Genomic DNA, 15,652 nt, shown 5'->3' with positions numbered 1-15,652 from the left:
GGCGGGCTAGCCAAATTCCTTCGAGGGAGCTCGCAAATCCCTTCGTAGAGATTTGCGCGGGAGCATAAGAAACAGCGGGCGGATGCATCGGTCCGCCCGCTGCTTTTCTAGGGGCGTTACTTGATCCGCTGGCCGTTGGCGAGGATCTGACCCTGCTCGTTCACCTCGATGGTCGAAGTCTGGGTGTCCGGCTCGGAGCCCGGCACGGTGAACATGCCCAGCATCATCCGTGCGCCCATGGCGTCCTGCTGGCTCAGCAGCCCCATGGCGATCAGCTTGTCGATCAGCCCGTTGGCGCCGCTGATGTTGAAGGTCACTTCGCCTTCGGGCGCAGGCATGCCGCCGAAGCTCTGGGTGTCCTCCTGGTTGAAGGCGAAATCGCCCTGTCCGGTGATTTCCGCTCCCGCAGCCGAGACCGTCAGGCTGTTCAGCGTGAGCGCGTTGAGCTCCGCCGGCGGGGTCTCTTCCTCCTCGAGCTTTGTCAGCCCGGCGGGGTCAAAGAGCGAGACCAACGGTGTCACCTTGCCGGTGAGGTCGAAGGCCAGCGTGGCCGGATCGCGCGGCAGCGTGGCGCCGGGATCGAAGATGCCCCAGATCGCATCCGACAGGGTCAGCCCGCCGAGGGTCACCCCGAGGGCCATGTCCTGCGGTGTGTCGGATTTCGCCAGCGGCATCGATAGGTTCAGGCTGAGTTGATCGATCGCGGCACTGATCGGGAAGGGCAGATCGCCGCCCTCGGCCTCGTAGCTGAGCGCCTTGAGGCCGAAGGCATAGCTCATCCGGGTGCTGTCGATCGCGCCTTCGAGCGAGCCGCCCTGAGAGCTGCTGCTGCCGGTCATCGTCTCGCCGCCGTCGGTCAGGGCAAAGGTGGTCTGGCCGCTGTCGAAGGTGATTGTGCCGCTGCCCTCGAAACCGGCGCCCATGATCGCGACGGCATCGCTGCCGGGCGCAGCTTCGGGGATCACCGATTCGCCGCGGCTGGTCAGGCCGGTCACCCGACCCGAGACCTGTCCGGTGCTGCCTGGCTGCTCGGGATCGCTGCCCGAGAGGTCGTAGCGCAGCTCATCCGCCTGGTAGCTGTGACTGTAGCGGCGCTTGCCGTCTGCCGTGGCGACCTGGGAGCTGCCGGAGAGCGGGCCGGTGGCGAGACTGGCACTGAATACGTCGCGGGAAAGCTCCTTGCCCTCGGCCAGAAGGCGGATCAGCTCGAGCTTGGTGGCCTCGGCGCTGTAGGTGTAGTTCAGGGCGTCGGGATCGCCCGAGGCGACGAGGCTGAGCGCCTGCTGCGCCAGCTCGAGCGTCATCTCGACCGGCTCGGTGCCCTCTTCGGAGACGCGCACCTCGATCGGCATGGGGCTCGGAAAGCGCAGCCCGACGGTGCCGTCGCCGAGATCCTCCAGAGTGAGGTCGGCAAGCCCAACTGTGACATCGCCGGCCGCCTGGCCCTCGCTCTCGGGGATCGCCATGCGCAAGGTCAGATCGCCCAACATCAGGTTGCCGCCGCTCTCGCTTTCGGTGACCGAGACCTCGTAGCCGACGCCTTCGAGCAGCTCCGACAGGTCGTCCCAGACCTCGGCGGGAGTGACATCGGCATGGGCGGGCAGCGCCAGGGTCAGCGCTGTTGCGCCGACCCCCAATCTTGCCCCGAGATCCCCAGTGAGAAACCGCATATCCAATCCTTTCAGACGTAGGCCGTAAACAATGGCCTAGAGTTCGCCTTCCCCCGCGTTGGGGTCAAGAGGCTGGACCGTGGGTAAGCCAGTGTTTACCAAGAGGGGGATTCTGCTAGCGATGGGGCAAACCATGGACCTGACGGGGAAAACCGCGCTGATCACCGGCGCGAGCCGGGGCATTGGCGCAGCGGCGGCGCGTCTTTTTGCCGAAGCCGGGGCAAATGTCGCGCTGGTGGCGCGCGGCCGCGAGGCGGTGGCCGAGCTGGCTGGCGAGATCGGGCCGAAGGCGATTGCGATCCCCTGCGACATCTCGCGCTACTGGGAGGTCGACCAGGCGGTGCAGGCCTGCGTCTCGGCCTTCGGGCGGATCGACGTGCTGGTGAACAATGCCGGGGTGATCGAGCCGATCGCGCCGCTGGCCGGCGCCGACCCCGGCGCCTGGGGGCAGGCCGTCGACGTGAATCTCAAGGGCGTTTACCACGGAATGCACGCCGCGTTGCCGCTGATGCTGGCGGCGGGGAGCGGCACGGTGCTGACCATCGGCTCCGGCGCTGCACATCACCCGCTCGAAGGCTGGTCGGCCTATTGCGCCTCGAAGGCGGGGGCGCTGATGCTGACCCGCATGGCCGATGCCGAGTACCGAGATCGCGGCATCCGCGCGATCTCGCTCTCGCCCGGCACGGTGGCCACGCAGATGCAGCGCACGATCAAGGCCTCGGGGGTGAACCCGGTCAGCGAGCTGGACTGGGAAGACCACATTCCGCCCGAGTGGGTGGCAAAGGCGCTGCTTTGGATGTGCGGGTCCGAGACCGACGACTACCTCGGCAGCGAGATCTCGCTGCGCGATGAGGCGGTGCGCCGCGCGATCGGCGTCGCATGATCTCGCTCGCGCGGGAGGGCGGTTACTGGCTGGCGGTGATCGACCGTCCCGAGAAGGCCAATTCGCTCACCCCGGAGATGCTCGAGCGCCTGTGCGAGATCGCCGAGGCGGCGCGCGAAGCGCAGGTGCTGGTGATCACCGGCACCGGGCGCGTGTTCTCGGCCGGTGCGGACCTCGAGGTGGCGCGGGCGGGGCTCGCGACCTCGCCGCTCTGGGAGCGTCTTTCCGGCGCCCTCGCGGCACTGCCGGGGCTGAGCATTTGCGCGCTCAACGGCACGGTGGCCGGCGGAGCGATGGGCATGGCGCTGGCCTGCGATCTGCGTATCGCGGTGCCAGGAGCCAAGGTTTTCTACCCGGTGATGGCGCTGGGCTTTCTGCCGCAGCCGTCGGACCCGGCGCGGCTCGCATCGCTGGTCGGCCCGGCGCGGACCAAGATGATCCTGATGGCGGGGCAGAAGGTGCCGGTGGAAGAGGCGCGGGATTGGGGGTTGATCGACCGCATCGTGGCGCCAGAGGATCTGCTGGTCACGGCGCGCGCGCTGGCCGAGGACATGTTGTCGGCCGACCCGTCGCATGCGGCCGCCATCAAGGCGCTGATCCGCTAAGGCGCCCCCCGCCAGGCGACGATGCGCGCGCGCCGTTCACCCGGCAGGGATGGCCTGCGCGAGGGGTTTCGCGCGCACCGCCGATCCGTCAGGCCGCGCGGCTTTGCGGTGGATGGGCGTCCTGCGGGGCGCGCAGGTCGAATTCGCTTACCAGTGCTGAAAGCCTCTGCGCCCCCTCAGCGAGCTCGGTGGAGGCGTCCCGGCTGGCATCGGCGACCTCGATGTTCTGGGAGGTAAGGTCGCGCAGCCGGGTCATGGCGTTGTTCACCCCCTGAAGCTCGCGGTTCTGCGCCTCGGCGGCGGCGCTGATATTCGAGAGGACCTCGTCGACCCGGAGGATCTGTTCGAGAATGGCCTGCAGCGCCTCGCCGGTCTCTCCCACGAGGTTGACGCCGCCGCTGACCTCCCGGGCGCTTTCCTCGATCAGGCCCTTGATCTCGAGCGCGGCATCGGCGGAGCGGCTGGCGAGCCCTTGCACCTCCATGGCGACCACCGCGAAGCCCCGGCCCGACTCGCCTGCGCGTGCGGCCTCGACCCCGGCGTTGAGCGCTAGGAGATTTGTCTGGAAGGAAATGTCCTCGATCACCGCGGTGATCTGCGCGATACGCCCGGAGCTCTCGGCGATACGATCCATGGCGGCCACCGCATTGCGCACCACCTCGCCCGAGCGGTCGGCGCGGCCCTTGGCCTCATCGGCGAGGTCCTTCACGTCCTTCAGCGCGCCATTGGTCTCGGCCAGGGTGCTGGTCAGCCCCGAGACCGTCTCAGCGGTGCTGCTGATGGTCTCGACCTGGGCGGTGGTGCGTTCGGAGAGATCGGCGGCCGAGCCACGCAACCCGCGCGAGCGTTCCTCGATCTCTCCGACGGTGCCGGAGACGGCGCGCATCACCTCGCGCAGACGGGCGGTGGCGGTGTTGAAGTCGTTGCGGATCGCGTCGTATTCCTCGGCCAGAGGCTCGTCAAAGCGCAGGGTCAGATCGGCGCGGGCCAGCGCGTTCAGACCCTCGGTGACGAGATCGACGACCTGCTGGTGGCGGGCATTGAGCTGGGCCTCGTCCTCGGCGCGCTTTTCGATCGCGGCGCGCGAGAGTTGCTTGAAGCGGTAGATCGACTGCGCCATGTGCCCGATCTCGCCGCGGCTGTCGATGTAGGGCACCCAGGCCTCGAACCGGCCCTCGACGAAATCCATCATCACCGAGGTGAGCCGCCCGAGCCGCCGCGTGACGAACTCGGCGATCAGCACCCCGGTTCCGGCCGTGGCGAGGGCGACCAGGAGCGTCAGCGCGCCTGTGATCATCAGGGCCCTGCGCGCCTCTTGCGCGGTGGCGAGCGCCAGCGCCGAGGTTTGCGTGCTGAGGCCGGTCTCGACTTCGCGGAGCGCATCGATCCAGGCCGTCGAGGCGGCGAACCAGGCAGGGGCGGTCAGCGTGCCGCGCGCGCCCCCGTAGGGCAGCGCCGAGATCGTTTCGACCATCGGCGCCAAGGCCTGCGCGGCAGGGGTGGCGCGCAGCTCGTCGAGCAGGGCTGGCCGCTGCAGTACAAGCGCCGCGCGCGCGAGGGAGGCGTTTTCGCGCGCGGTGAGTTCCATGAAGCGGCGGTGCACCTGCGGCGGGAAGACATCGGTTCCGAGCCCGGTTGCGCCCATGGCGCGGGCCAGCCCGGCGCTTTCCTTGGCAAGGCCGATTTCCTCGCGCGCCTCCATGAGGGCGCGCGTCGCCGGGGAGCGTGCGAAGTCGCGCATCTGCCGTCCCGCGGCGAGCAGCAGATCCACCAGCCCGGTGTAGGTCCCGGCCAGTTCAGGCACGCTCAGGGCAAAGCGGTCGATCTTTGCGCGAAGATCGGGCAGGGCGTCGGTCTGCTCGCGGAGGGTGGCCATGGTCATGGGGGCGGCGGTTTCGGCCGCGGGGACCGCATCGAAGAACTTGGCGAGCAGGGCGTCGGTAGCCTGGCGCTGCGCCGCGAGATCGGCGGCGAAATTCTTGCCGCGGGACGAGGTGAAGCCGGCCGAATAGCCGCGTTCCTTCTGCAGCGCGTGCACGAGATCCGCGAACACCTCGGCCTCGGTCGCGATGCGTGCGACCCGCTCGAGCGCTTGGGCATTGCGGTTCAGGCGCAGCAACTCCTGCCCGGAGAAATAGAGCACCAGCGCCAGAAGGGGGCCGAGCGCGCCCAGAAGTATCAGTCGCAGGCTCATTGGCAAGGGTCCGTCCAAGAAGTGCAAGCTTGGACCTTGTGGACCCGGAGGGGTGAACACTTGCTGAACGGCGCGAAGGCGCGAGCGGAAATATGTCGCGAAATTGATTGGCTTCGCGGCGCCCCGCCTGATCACGGCGGGGCGCCGGAGGTCGGCGTCAGTTCAGGGCCGCGGTCACGGCGGCCTTGGCATCGCCCCCCTCAAGCGTGGTGACGCCCTCGAGCCAGCCGTCGAGCACGCCCGCGTTGGCCTTGAGCCAAGCGGCGGCGGCCTTGTCGGGATCGGTGCCGTCGTTGAGGATCGCGCCCATGATCTCGTTTTCCATCTGCAGCGAGAATTCGAGATTCTCCAGCAGCTTGCCGACGTTGGGGCACTCTTCAACGTAGCCGGCGCGGGTGTTCGTGTAGACCGTGGCACCGCCGAAATCCGGGCCGAACCAGTCGTCCCCGCCCGACAGGTAGGTGAGGTCGAAATTGGCGTTCATCGGGTGCGGCTCCCAGCCCAGGAAGACGATCGGCTCATCGCGCTTGGTGGCGCGGTCGACCTGCGCCAGCATGCCCTGCTCGGAGCTTTCCTTGACGTCGAACGCCTTGAGGCCGAAGGCATCGGCCTCGATCATGTCGAGGATCAGCCGGTTGCCGTCGTTGCCCGGTTCGATGCCGTAGATGGTCTCGTCGAGCTCGTCGGCATGGGCGGCGATGTCGGCGAAATCGGCGATGCCGAGCGCAGCCCCGGCGGCGTTGGTGGCCAGCGTGTACTTTGCGCCTTCGAGGTTGGCTCGAACCGTGTCGACCGAGCCCTTCTCGCGATAGGGGGCGATATCGCCTTCCATGGTGGGCATCCAGTTGCCGAGGAAGACATCCACGTCGCCGCGGTCCATCGAGGTATAGGTGACCGGCACCGAAAGCACCTTGATGTCGGTGTCATAGCCAAGCGCCTGCAGCACCACGGTGGTGGCGGCAGTGGTGGCGGTGATGTCGGTCCAGCCGACGTCCGAGAAGGTGACGCTGTCGCAATCCGCATGGGCGGCGCCGGCCGTGGCGAGCGCGGTGAGAAGCGCGAGGCGGGAGATGGTCATGATCTTGTCCCCTGTTGGTTTTTTGTGCGCGCAAGTAAGCCCCTTTCGCCAATGCTTTGCAACGGCTCCGGGCGCAAGGCCTCTCGCCTTTCTGGCGCGGGCTGTGGCAGGCTTCGCAAAACACGACAGCAAGACACAACGAAGAGCGGCGGACGGAGACAGGCATGGCGGAACTCGAGACGAAGATCGCGCAGGGGCGCGGGGACGAGGCGGCGGATCTGGTGCTCAAGGGGGGGCGGATTTTCGATCTGGTCACCGGCGAGCTGATCGCGGGCGATGTGGCGATCTGCGGCGACACGATCGTCGGAGTTTACGAAAGTTATGCGGGGCGTGAGGAGATCGACGTCGGGGGCGCGATCCTCGTGCCCGGGTTCATCGATACGCATTTGCACATCGAGAGCTCTCTGGTCACCCCGTTCGAGTTCGACCGCTGCGTGACGCCGCGCGGGGTGACCACGGCGATCTGTGACCCGCATGAGATCGCCAATGTGATCGGCGCCGAGGGCATCCGGTATTTCCAGCAGGCCTCGGCGCATACGCTCATGGACATTCGGGTGCAGCTTTCTTCCTGCGTGCCGTCGACCCACATGGAAACCGCCGGCGCGGAGTTGCTGGCCGAGGACATCGCCGCGCTGATGGGCCATGCCTCGGGGATCGGACTGGCGGAGTTCATGAACTACCCCGGAGTGATCTTCCGCGATCCCGAGGCGATGAAGAAGCTCAAGCTTTTCGAGGGCGCGCATATCGACGGGCATTGTCCGCTGCTGTCGGGCCGCGATCTCAATGCATATGTCGCGGCGGGCATCCGTACCGAGCACGAGGCGACCAGCGCAGAGGAGGCGCTGGAGAAGTTGCGCAAGGGAATGCGTGTGCTGATCCGCGAAGGGTCCGTCAGCAAGGACCTGCACGCGCTGCAGCCGCTGCTCAGCGAGCGCACCTCGCCCTACATGTGCCTCTGCACCGACGACCGGAACCCGCTGGACATCGGCGAGCATGGGCATCTCGATTACATGATCCGCACGTTGATCGCGTTGGGCACGCCGCCGCTGGCCGCCTATCGCGCGGCGTCGCTGTCGGCGGCCGAGGCGTTTGGCCTCAAGGACCGCGGCATGATCGCGCCGGGCAAGCGGGCGGACATCGTGGCGATCGACAGCCTTGAAGGGTGCCACGCGCAGCTCGTGCTGGCGGGCGGCGTGGTGGTGGATGACGCGGCCTTTGCCGCGCGCGAGACGATCCCCGAGGTTGGGCGCGGGTCGGTGCATGCGCCGAAGCTTGATGCGCAGAGCTTCCGCGCCACGGCCAATCGCGAGGAGACCGATGTGATCGGCATCCGCGAGGGGCAGATCCTCACCGATCACCTGCACGAGACCGTCGAGATCGAGAACGGTGACAAGGCGCCCGACGTGGCGCGGGATCTGATCCGCATCGCGGTGGTCGAGCGGCACGGCAAGAACGGCAATATCGCCACGGGTTTCGTGCGCGGCTTCGGGCTTCAGAAGGGGGCGATCGCCTCGACCGTGTGCCACGACCACCACAACATCGCCTGTGTCGGGGCGGACTACGCCGACATGGCGCTGGCCTCGAACCGTCTGGCGGAGATCGAGGGGGGCTTCGTGGTGGCGGCGGAGGGGAAAATCATCGCCGAGTTGGCGCTGCCGGTGGCGGGGCTGATGAGCCTCTTGCCCTTCGAGGAGGTGCGCGACCGGCTGGTCGAGCTGCGCGCCGCGGCGCGCGGTCTGGGGGTGACGCTCGAGGAGCCCTTCCTGCAGCTCGCCTTCCTTGCGCTGCCGGTGATCCCCGCGCTGAAGATCACCGACCGCGGCATGGTGGATGTCACGAAATTCGAGATCATCCCCGGCTGAGCGGGATCACTCTTCGTCGTCGTCCTCGTCATCGTCGTAGAACGGGGTGACCTGGGCGACGATCACCGAGTTCTCCTCGAGGGCGCGGCCCATCAGCTCGCGTTCCGCGTCGTCGATCTCCATGCCCTGCGCGACGCGCTCTTCCTCGGTGCCGTAGCCGGTCACGTCGAGCGGGTTCATGTCCGCCTGCTTGAGGATCGCCACGGTCTCGCGCACTGCCTCTGCCTCGTCCACGCCGGAGGCGTAGCAGAGCAGCCCGGCGCCGGTCGCGCCCTTGGGCAGACCGTCGCCATCCTTGCGGCCGACCTCGACCAGAAGCGTGTAGACCTGCTGTTTCGACGGTTTCTTGCCCATGTTCTCTCGCTCCGCGATGGTTGCCGTCCGCAATGCGCAAGCGGCACGGACATGTCAAGCAAGCCGCGTCAGGGGGCGATCACGGCGACCGCCACGGCACAGGCGTAGACCGCCATCATCAACACGCTCTCGATGCCGATCCGGGCCGGACCCTCGCGCTGGCGGAGGATCAGCCCGCCGAGCAGGATGGCGGTCATGATGAGGCCCGTCGCCAGCCAGTACACATCTGTCTGGGTCATGTGGTGGAACAGCGAGCCTTCGCGGTAGGCGACGTCGGAGAAGACAAGGAACAGCGTGTCGAAAGTATTGCCGCCGATGATCCCGCCCACGGCAAGCTGCAATGCGCCGCGGCGCACGGCGACCAGCGTGGTGATCAACTCTGGCAGCGAGGTGACAGTGGCGGTGATCAGCGCGCCGACGAGGCTGGAGCCGAGGCCGAAGCGAGTGATGAACGTGCTGCCGACCTGTGAGATCACCCATCCGCAGAGCCCCATGATCGCCACCAGCGCCGCGAAGATCAACGCCGGCCTCATCACCGGGGCTTGGGGGTCGTTCTCGTCGTCGGGTTCGTCGTGGCGGGTGTCGGAAGTCTCCACCGGCTGCCACATGGGTTGCTCGCGTACCGAGGCCGAGAGTTTCACGCCCGCGATGTAGGCAATGAGCATGAGCGGTGAGATCGGGTGGATGCCGAGCAGGGTGATTTCCGGCCCGGCCATCGCGGCCAAGGGTAGCGAAAGCAGCAGCATGAGCATGACTGCCTGGAACAGGTTCGCCGGTTCGGCGGCGGCGTGCTCCAGATTGGCACGGCGGTGCAGCAGGTCGGCTATGGCAAGGAACAACGTCTGCGCGGCGATGCCGCCCACCGCGTTGGAGACGGCAAAGCTGGCGTCCCCGCTCGCCGCGCCGGTCACAGATACGACGACCCCCGAAAGAGAGGTGGCACCGCCGAGCAAAACACCGCCCGCCAGTGCCTCTCCCATGCGGGTGCGATCAGCGATGAGGTCGGCAAGCGAGGTCGCGCGCACCGACACCGCCAGGACGATGGCGCCGGCCACCGCGAAGATGGCCAGCAGCCAGGGCAGGGAGAGGGAGGCGATCAAGAGGTCAGCGCAGCTTGCGGTAGCCCCAGATCAGCAGGCAGGCGCCGATGATGCCGACGAAGAGCTGCGGGATCCAGGTGTTGGCGGCGTAAATGCCGACCAGCGACAGGATCAGGTTCAGCACGACCGCGCCGATGATTCCGAGGATGACATTGGTGAGAATGCCGGTGTCGGCCTTCATGATCATAGAGGCAATCCAGCCTGCAAGCCCGCCGACGATAATGGACGCAAGAATTCCGAGACCCATGGTGCGTATCCCTCATTTGGAAAAGTGACGCAGGGAGAACGCCTTGGGCGGAGAATGGTTCCGAGATCGGGCGCGCCGGGGCCCGGCGGCGTTCGATGTGTGGGGGGACGCAAAGAAAAGGGGCGCCGCGCGGCGCCCCGTTCCGAATGGTCTGCCGGGCCGGGGCCCGCACGCTCAGTCGCGCAGCAGCTCGTTGATGCCGGTCTTCGAGCGGGTCTTTTCGTCGACGCGCTTGACGATGACCGCGCAGTAGAGGCTGACGCCGTTCTTCGAGGGCATCGAGCCCGCGACGACCACCGAGTAGGGCGGCACTTCGCCGTACATGACTTCGCCGGTCTCGCGGTCGACGATCTTGGTCGACTGGCCGAGGAAGACGCCCATGCCGAGCACCGAGCCCTCGCGGACGATCACGCCCTCGACAACTTCCGAACGCGCGCCGATGAAGCAGTTGTCCTCGATGATGGTCGGGCCGGCCTGCATGGGCTCGAGCACGCCGCCGATGCCGACGCCGCCCGAGAGGTGCACGCCCTTGCCGATCTGCGCGCAGGAACCGACGGTCGCCCAGGTGTCCACCATGGTGCCGCTGTCGACATAGGCGCCGAGGTTGACGAACGACGGCATCAGCACCACGCCCGGCGCGATATAGGCCGACTTGCGCACAACGGCGTTGGGCACGGCGCGGAAGCCCGCGGCCTTCCACTGGTTGTCGCCCCAGCCCTTGAACTTGCTGTCGACCTTGTCCCACCAGCCAGAGCCCTGCGGGCCGCCGTCGTGCTGCTCCATGTCCTTGATGCGGAAGCCGAGCAGCACCGCCTTCTTGGCCCACTGGTTGACGTGCCAGCTGCCGTCCGCCTGTTTCTCCGCCACGCGCAGCGTGCCGCTGTCGAGGGCGTTGAGCGTGTCCTCGATGGCGTCGCGGGTTTCGCCGGTGGTTGCGGGGGTGATCGTGTCGCGCGCCTCCCAGGCGGCTTCGATGGCGGTCTCGAGCTGGGCGTTGGACATTTGCGTCTCCTCTCGTGCGGGTTTACTGCCCTATAGCGGCAGGGTGCCGCCGCGACAATCCGAACCGTGGGCAGCCCCCTATGCTCCCCATGGGCGAGCCGTCGAGGTGCGGCGCCTGCAGGGCAGGCCAAGACAGGAGAGACCGATGGCAAAACCAATCCACAGCATGATCCGCGTGCTCGACGAGGCGCGCTCGCTGGCCTTCTACGACACCGCTTTCGGGTTGAAGGTGGCGGACCGTCTGGATTTCCCGGACTTCACGTTGATCTACCTCCGTACCCCCGAGAGCGATTTCGAGCTCGAGTTGACGGTGAACAAGGGGCGGACCGAGCCCTACGAGATCGGCGATGGCTATGGGCATCTCGCGGTCTCGGTCGCGGACCTCGAGGCCGAGCATGCGCGGCTGACTGCGGCGGGCCTTGCGCCGCGGAAGCTGGTGGAGTTTGCCCCCGCGGGCGAGGTGGTGGGCCGGTTCTTCTTTATCGCCGATCCCGATGGCTACCAGATCGAGGTTCTGGAGCGCAGCGGGCGATTCTCTTGATCCGCTGACCGGCGCGGCAGGGCGGAGGAAGAGGGGGGGCTCTGCCTCTGCTCTGCCGCCGCCCCCCCGGAGACTTATATCCCGAAGACGCGCGCGGGCTCAGCCGAGCGGGTCGGGCGCTATATTGCCGCCGCAGAGCAGCACGGCGACGCGCTCGCCCGGTTCGGGGCGGTAGGCGCCCGAGCGGAGCGCGGCAAGGGCGGTGGCCCCGGCCGGCTCGACCAACAGGCGGTGAGCCTGCCAGAGCGCGCGCTGCGCCTCGGTGATGGCCTCGTCGGTGACGGTGACGCGACGGGTGAGGTGCCTTTGCGCCAGCTCGAAGCAGAGGCTGCCGATGCGCCGGGCGCCGAGGGCATTGGCGGCGACACCGGAAACCTCGACATCGACCGGCGCGCCGGCCTGCAGCGCGGCATCCAGCGTGCGGGCCTGTTCCGGCTCGACGGCAATGACCCGGCGCGCACCCTGCAGCCAGGCCAGCGCGCCGCCGATCAACCCACCGCCACCCACGGCGATCAGCACCGTGTCGGCCGCAAGCCCCTGCTGTTCCCACTCGCGCATGACGGTGCCCTGCCCGGCAAGGGTGGGGACGGCGTCATAGGCGTGTACCTGCATCGCGCCGGTCTCGGCCTCATAGGCGCGGGCCTGCTCCAGTGCATTGGCGTACTCACCGGGCACCACGGTGAGCGCCGCGCCGGTGCGCTCGATCAGGGCAATCTTGGCAGGGCCTGCCATCTCGGGCACGAAGATCTGTGCGCGGTGGCCGAGTTGCGTGGCGGCGTAGGCAACTGCGGCCCCGTGGTTGCCACCGGAGGCCGCCACCACCCCGGCGCCCGGCACCGGCAGGCTGAGCAGCGTGTTGAAGGCGCCGCGCGCCTTGAAGCTGCCGGTGTGCTGCATCTGCTCGAGCTTGAGGTCGATCGGCTGATCCCACAGTACCGCGCTGCGCATCACCGGGGTGCGCTGCACATGGGCGCTGCTGCGGTCTGCGGCGGCGGCGATCTCGGCTTTCCAGTCCATTTTCCGTTTTCCCCTGATGCTCTTGGCGCTGCGCACGCTATATTCAGAGTCTGAGCAGAACAAGGACGGCCGACATGAACGACGAACGCCATTCCATTTTCCGCGACGCGGGACGTGACCGCCGCACTGCCGAGCAGATCCCGGACACGCCGCAGACGCGCGCCCCGTCCTACCGACTCGCCTTTGCCGACGAGGCCTTCCTGTGCCGCGAGGAGTTGCGCCCGGTCCGGCTGCAGCTCGAGTTGCTGAAGCCGCAGCTCGAGCTCGACGAGCGGCAGATCGAAAGCACCATCGTGCTGTTCGGCGGGGCGCGGATTCCCGCGCCGGAACACAAGGACGGCGCGCGGACGCAGACCTTGGCGGACCTGTCGCGCTTCTACGAGGAAGCGCGGCTCTTCGCGCAGGTGATGACTCGCAAGTCGCTGGCCACCGGCAACCGGGAATTCGTCATCACCACCGGCGGCGGGCCGGGCGTGATGGAGGCGGGGAACCGCGGCGCCGAAGAGGTGGGGGGCGTTTCCATCGGGCTCAACATCGTGCTGCCGCACGAACAGGCGCCAAACGCATATGTGACGCCGAACCTGTGTTTCAACTTCCACTACTTCGCGATCCGCAAGATGCACTTCCTGATGCGCGCGCGCGCCATCTGCGTCTTCCCGGGCGGCTTCGGAACGCTCGACGAGATGTTCGAAGCGCTGACTCTGATCCAGACCGGACGCATGGAGCGGGTGCCCTTCCTGCTCTTCGGCCGCGAGTTCTGGGAGACGATCATCAACTGGGAGGCGCTGCAGGAGGCGGGAACGATCAGCCCCGAGGATCTCGATCTCTTCCGTTTCGTCGAAAGCGCGGAAGAAGCGGCGCATCTCATCGAGGAATGGGACCCGGCCCCGGCGCGCAGCGACATCCCCGGCCGTTAGGGCGCGAGCCTCCAGAAGACACGAAGAAGGGGCGCGTGATCCGCGCCCCTTTTCGATGTCTGCCGTTTCGTGCGTCCCGTCGCAAACGCTGCCGGGGCTGCGGTCAGAGAGATTGTTTCTCTTCCGCCTTGGCCGGCACCTCCTCGCTGCGCTCGACCCAGCGCGCGATGATTTCACGGGCGAATGCCTCGTCGCGCTCGCCGATGGCCTGGCGGAGATCCTTCATGGCAGTGGCGATCTCGAATTCCGACAGGTAGCTCTCCTGCGCGCGCAGGATCTTGTGGTGCGGCGTGGTCAGCATGTCGGTCGAGATCAGCAGCTCTTCATGCAGCTTCTCGCCCGGGCGCAGGCCGGTTACCTTGATCTCGATATCGCCGTCGGGGGTCTTGTCGTCGCGCACCGTGTAGCCGGCGCCCTCGATCATCTGGCGGGCCAGCTTGTGGATCGGCACCGGCTCGCCCATGTCGAGCACGAAGACGTCGCCGCCGCGCGAAAAGGATCCGGCCAGCAACACCAAGCGTGCCGCTTCCGAAATGGTCATGAAGTAGCGGGTGACCCGGGTGTCGGTGAGGGTGACCGGGCCGCCACGGGCGATCTGCTCCTCGAAGAGCGGGATCACCGAACCGGAAGAGCCCAGCACGTTGCCGAAGCGGACCATCGAGAAGCGGGTGTCGCTGCTGCGGGTGGCGAGATCCTGCACCAGCAGTTCGGCGAGGCGCTTCGAGGCGCCCATGACGTTGGTCGGGCGCACGGCCTTGTCAGAGGAGACGAGGATGAAGCGCTCGACCCCGGCCTCGCGGGCGGCCTCGGCGATGACCTTGGTGCCCAGCACGTTGTTGCGCATGCCGGCGATGACGTTGTTCTCGACCAGGGGCAGGTGCTTGTAGGCGGCGGCGTGCAGCACCACGTCGATGCGGTATTGCTCGAGCACGCGGGCGACGAGCGTCTCGTCAAGCACCGAGCCGAGCACGGGGGTGATCTTGAGCCCGTGGCCAGAGAGGTCGCGCAGCTCCTTGTCGATGTTGTAGAGCGCCAGTTCGGAGTGATCGAGCGCGACGATGCACTCGGGCTTGCAACCGAGCAGCTGACGGCAGAGCTCGGAGCCGATGGAGCCGCCGGCACCGGTGATCAGAATGCGGCGCCCGGAGTAGGCGTGGCTGACGCCCGGCAGCTCGCTCTCGAGCCGGCCGCGACCAAGCAGGTCATCGAGCGACACCGGCGAGACGCGTTTGCGCAACTCGCCCTCGCCGACCAACTCGGCGAAGGAGGGCAGGGCGTGGACCTCGCAGCCGATGGCGCGAAGCCGGTGGGCGATCCGCGCCAGCTCGGGCGGGCGGATCGAGGGCATGGCGAGCACCACGCGGTCTATGTTGCGGGTCTCGATCAGGTGTTTGACCGTCGAGGGCGCATGCACGCGCAGCCCCGAGACCACCAGCGATTGCAACGTCGGATTGTCGTCGACGAAGCAAACCGGCTCGATGGCTTCGTCCTGGCGCAGCGCCGCGACCAGCTGCTGGCCGGTCTTGCCGGCGCCGTAGATCAGCACGCGCATCCGCGGCTTGGTGCGGCGGTAGGCGACGATGGTGACGTGGCGCAGCGCGATCCGCCAGAAGGCGCTGAGCACCATGAGCAGGATGCCGAAGTTGAAATAGACCGGAATCGCGAGCCCCGGCGAGAGCAGCGCGTCGATGACCAGCGCCGCCACCGCGGTCAGCACCGAGAAGAGCGCGGTGCGGGTGATCGCGCGGGTCTCGAAGGCGTTGAGCTTGATCCGCGGCAATTGCAGGTGCCAGGAGATCGCGCCGCCCGCCAGCATGATCAGGATGACCAGCGGGGTCAGCTGCGCGGCGCTTGGCAGGCCGGCGCGCACCATCGCGTGCAGCATCAGCGCAAGACCGAGCGCCGCGGCGACCATGAAGATATCGAGGCTTAGGAAGATGACTTGTTTCTGGGGGCGAGACAGCGAGATGGCAGAACGGTAAAAGCGCAGCCTTGTCTTGCTGGGGCGTGATCGCGTCTTGGCGGCACCGGAGGGGCTTTGGGAATTCTGCTGCCTCTTAGTCGTTCGCCGCATTGTTGCTTCTGCCCAAATAGTCTTCAAATACGTTCATGATCTACGCACCTGCCTAAACATTGGACAAGGGCGGAGATGCTGCTTGCGCGCGGAAGAGCGGATTTCTTC

General features: G+C 67.3%; 14 protein-coding genes. 5 read left to right on the top strand and 9 right to left on the bottom strand.

Annotated features, from left to right (window positions below):
* Nucleotides 1–116: 116 nt before the first annotated feature.
* Nucleotides 117–1,670, bottom strand: a complete 1,554-nt coding sequence (locus G0Q01_RS21285; protein ID WP_164197611.1) for a DUF2125 domain-containing protein — start codon at nt 1,668–1,670, stop codon at nt 117–119.
* Nucleotides 1,671–1,803: 133 nt separating this feature from the next.
* On the opposite strand from G0Q01_RS21285, the gene G0Q01_RS21280 reads away from it, so the two are divergent.
* A complete protein-coding gene (locus G0Q01_RS21280) occupies nt 1,804–2,553 on the top strand; it encodes an SDR family oxidoreductase (protein ID WP_164197610.1) in 750 nt (249 codons plus the stop codon).
* The gene (locus G0Q01_RS21275) at nt 2,550–3,158 is read left to right on the top strand and encodes an enoyl-CoA hydratase/isomerase family protein (RefSeq protein ID WP_164197609.1); all 609 of its coding nucleotides are present in this window, start codon (nt 2,550–2,552) and stop codon (nt 3,156–3,158) included. Before G0Q01_RS21280 ends, G0Q01_RS21275 begins: the two co-directional genes overlap by 4 nt.
* An 88-nt stretch (nt 3,159–3,246) precedes the next feature.
* Here the strand turns inward: G0Q01_RS21275 and G0Q01_RS21270 are convergent, their stop codons facing one another.
* The gene (locus G0Q01_RS21270) at nt 3,247–5,352 is read right to left on the bottom strand and encodes a methyl-accepting chemotaxis protein (RefSeq protein ID WP_164197608.1); all 2,106 of its coding nucleotides are present in this window, start codon (nt 5,350–5,352) and stop codon (nt 3,247–3,249) included.
* A 157-nt stretch (nt 5,353–5,509) separates the two neighbouring features.
* Nucleotides 5,510–6,430, bottom strand: coding sequence for a choline ABC transporter substrate-binding protein (gene choX / locus G0Q01_RS21265; protein ID WP_164197607.1), 921 nt, complete (start codon nt 6,428–6,430; stop codon nt 5,510–5,512).
* 164 nt (nt 6,431–6,594) lie between these two features.
* Here choX and ade point away from each other — a divergent pair, with 164 nt between their 5' ends.
* A complete protein-coding gene (gene ade, locus G0Q01_RS21260; RefSeq protein ID WP_164197606.1) occupies nt 6,595–8,292 on the top strand; it encodes an adenine deaminase in 1,698 nt (565 codons plus the stop codon).
* A 6-nt stretch (nt 8,293–8,298) separates the two neighbouring features.
* On the opposite strand, the gene G0Q01_RS21255 is transcribed toward ade, so the two are convergent.
* From G0Q01_RS21255 to dapD, 4 genes are all read right to left on the bottom strand, one after another.
* On the bottom strand, nt 8,299–8,646 hold the full coding sequence (locus tag G0Q01_RS21255) for a hypothetical protein (RefSeq protein WP_164197605.1): 348 nt from the start codon (nt 8,644–8,646) through the stop codon (nt 8,299–8,301).
* A 68-nt stretch (nt 8,647–8,714) separates the two neighbouring features.
* Nucleotides 8,715–9,746 carry a sodium:calcium antiporter gene (locus tag G0Q01_RS21250; RefSeq protein ID WP_164197604.1) on the bottom strand — a complete coding sequence of 344 codons (1,032 nt, stop codon included), beginning with the start codon at nt 9,744–9,746 and terminating at the stop codon, nt 8,715–8,717.
* Nucleotides 9,747–9,750: 4 nt separating this feature from the next.
* Nucleotides 9,751–9,993, bottom strand: coding sequence for a GlsB/YeaQ/YmgE family stress response membrane protein (locus G0Q01_RS21245; protein ID WP_108964412.1), 243 nt, complete (start codon nt 9,991–9,993; stop codon nt 9,751–9,753).
* 174 nt (nt 9,994–10,167) lie between these two features.
* The gene (gene dapD, locus G0Q01_RS21240) at nt 10,168–10,995 is read right to left on the bottom strand and encodes a 2,3,4,5-tetrahydropyridine-2,6-dicarboxylate N-succinyltransferase (RefSeq protein ID WP_164197603.1); all 828 of its coding nucleotides are present in this window, start codon (nt 10,993–10,995) and stop codon (nt 10,168–10,170) included.
* 145 nt (nt 10,996–11,140) lie between these two features.
* Here dapD and G0Q01_RS21235 point away from each other — a divergent pair, with 145 nt between their 5' ends.
* Nucleotides 11,141–11,536, top strand: a complete 396-nt coding sequence (locus tag G0Q01_RS21235; protein ID WP_108964414.1) for a VOC family protein — start codon at nt 11,141–11,143, stop codon at nt 11,534–11,536.
* A gap of 99 nt (nt 11,537–11,635) precedes the next feature.
* Here G0Q01_RS21235 and G0Q01_RS21230 read toward each other — a convergent pair whose 3' ends face one another.
* Nucleotides 11,636–12,553 (bottom strand): threonine/serine dehydratase, encoded by a 918-nt coding sequence (locus tag G0Q01_RS21230; RefSeq protein WP_164197602.1) that lies wholly within the window; start codon nt 12,551–12,553, stop codon nt 11,636–11,638.
* A gap of 74 nt (nt 12,554–12,627) precedes the next feature.
* Here G0Q01_RS21230 and G0Q01_RS21225 point away from each other — a divergent pair, with 74 nt between their 5' ends.
* Nucleotides 12,628–13,470: an LOG family protein gene (locus tag G0Q01_RS21225; RefSeq protein ID WP_164197601.1), complete on the top strand. Its 843-nt coding sequence runs from the start codon at nt 12,628–12,630 to the stop codon at nt 13,468–13,470.
* A 103-nt stretch (nt 13,471–13,573) separates the two neighbouring features.
* On the opposite strand, the gene G0Q01_RS21220 is transcribed toward G0Q01_RS21225, so the two are convergent.
* Nucleotides 13,574–15,385, bottom strand: a complete 1,812-nt coding sequence (locus G0Q01_RS21220) for a nucleoside-diphosphate sugar epimerase/dehydratase (RefSeq protein ID WP_235940308.1) — start codon at nt 15,383–15,385, stop codon at nt 13,574–13,576.
* Nucleotides 15,386–15,652: the final 267 nt, after the last annotated feature.

Source organism: Salipiger sp. PrR007, assembly GCF_010499845.1.
In the GTDB taxonomy this organism is placed as follows: Bacteria; Pseudomonadota; Alphaproteobacteria; order Rhodobacterales; family Rhodobacteraceae; genus Salipiger; species Salipiger pacificus_A.
This window is presented reverse-complemented; position numbering and strand designations above follow the sequence as displayed.

Excerpts from the sequence above, each read along its gene's own strand:
- G0Q01_RS21285 (WP_164197611.1), bottom strand. The coding sequence starts at position 1,670 with ATGCGGTTTCTCACTGGGGATCTCGGGGCAAGATTGGGGGTCGGCGCA.
- G0Q01_RS21280 (WP_164197610.1), top strand. The coding sequence starts at position 1,804 with ATGGACCTGACGGGGAAAACCGCGCTGATCACCGGCGCGAGCCGGGGC.
- G0Q01_RS21275 (WP_164197609.1), top strand. The coding sequence starts at position 2,550 with ATGATCTCGCTCGCGCGGGAGGGCGGTTACTGGCTGGCGGTGATCGAC.
- G0Q01_RS21270 (WP_164197608.1), bottom strand. The coding sequence starts at position 5,352 with ATGAGCCTGCGACTGATACTTCTGGGCGCGCTCGGCCCCCTTCTGGCG.
- choX (WP_164197607.1), bottom strand. The coding sequence starts at position 6,430 with ATGACCATCTCCCGCCTCGCGCTTCTCACCGCGCTCGCCACGGCCGGC.
- ade (WP_164197606.1), top strand. The coding sequence starts at position 6,595 with ATGGCGGAACTCGAGACGAAGATCGCGCAGGGGCGCGGGGACGAGGCG.
- G0Q01_RS21255 (WP_164197605.1), bottom strand. The coding sequence starts at position 8,646 with ATGGGCAAGAAACCGTCGAAACAGCAGGTCTACACGCTTCTGGTCGAG.
- G0Q01_RS21245 (WP_108964412.1), bottom strand. The coding sequence starts at position 9,993 with ATGGGTCTCGGAATTCTTGCGTCCATTATCGTCGGCGGGCTTGCAGGC.
- dapD (WP_164197603.1), bottom strand. The coding sequence starts at position 10,995 with ATGTCCAACGCCCAGCTCGAGACCGCCATCGAAGCCGCCTGGGAGGCG.
- G0Q01_RS21235 (WP_108964414.1), top strand. The coding sequence starts at position 11,141 with ATGGCAAAACCAATCCACAGCATGATCCGCGTGCTCGACGAGGCGCGC.
- G0Q01_RS21230 (WP_164197602.1), bottom strand. The coding sequence starts at position 12,553 with ATGGACTGGAAAGCCGAGATCGCCGCCGCCGCAGACCGCAGCAGCGCC.
- G0Q01_RS21225 (WP_164197601.1), top strand. The coding sequence starts at position 12,628 with ATGAACGACGAACGCCATTCCATTTTCCGCGACGCGGGACGTGACCGC.
- G0Q01_RS21220 (WP_235940308.1), bottom strand. The coding sequence starts at position 15,385 with ATGGTCGCCGCGGCGCTCGGTCTTGCGCTGATGCTGCACGCGATGGTG.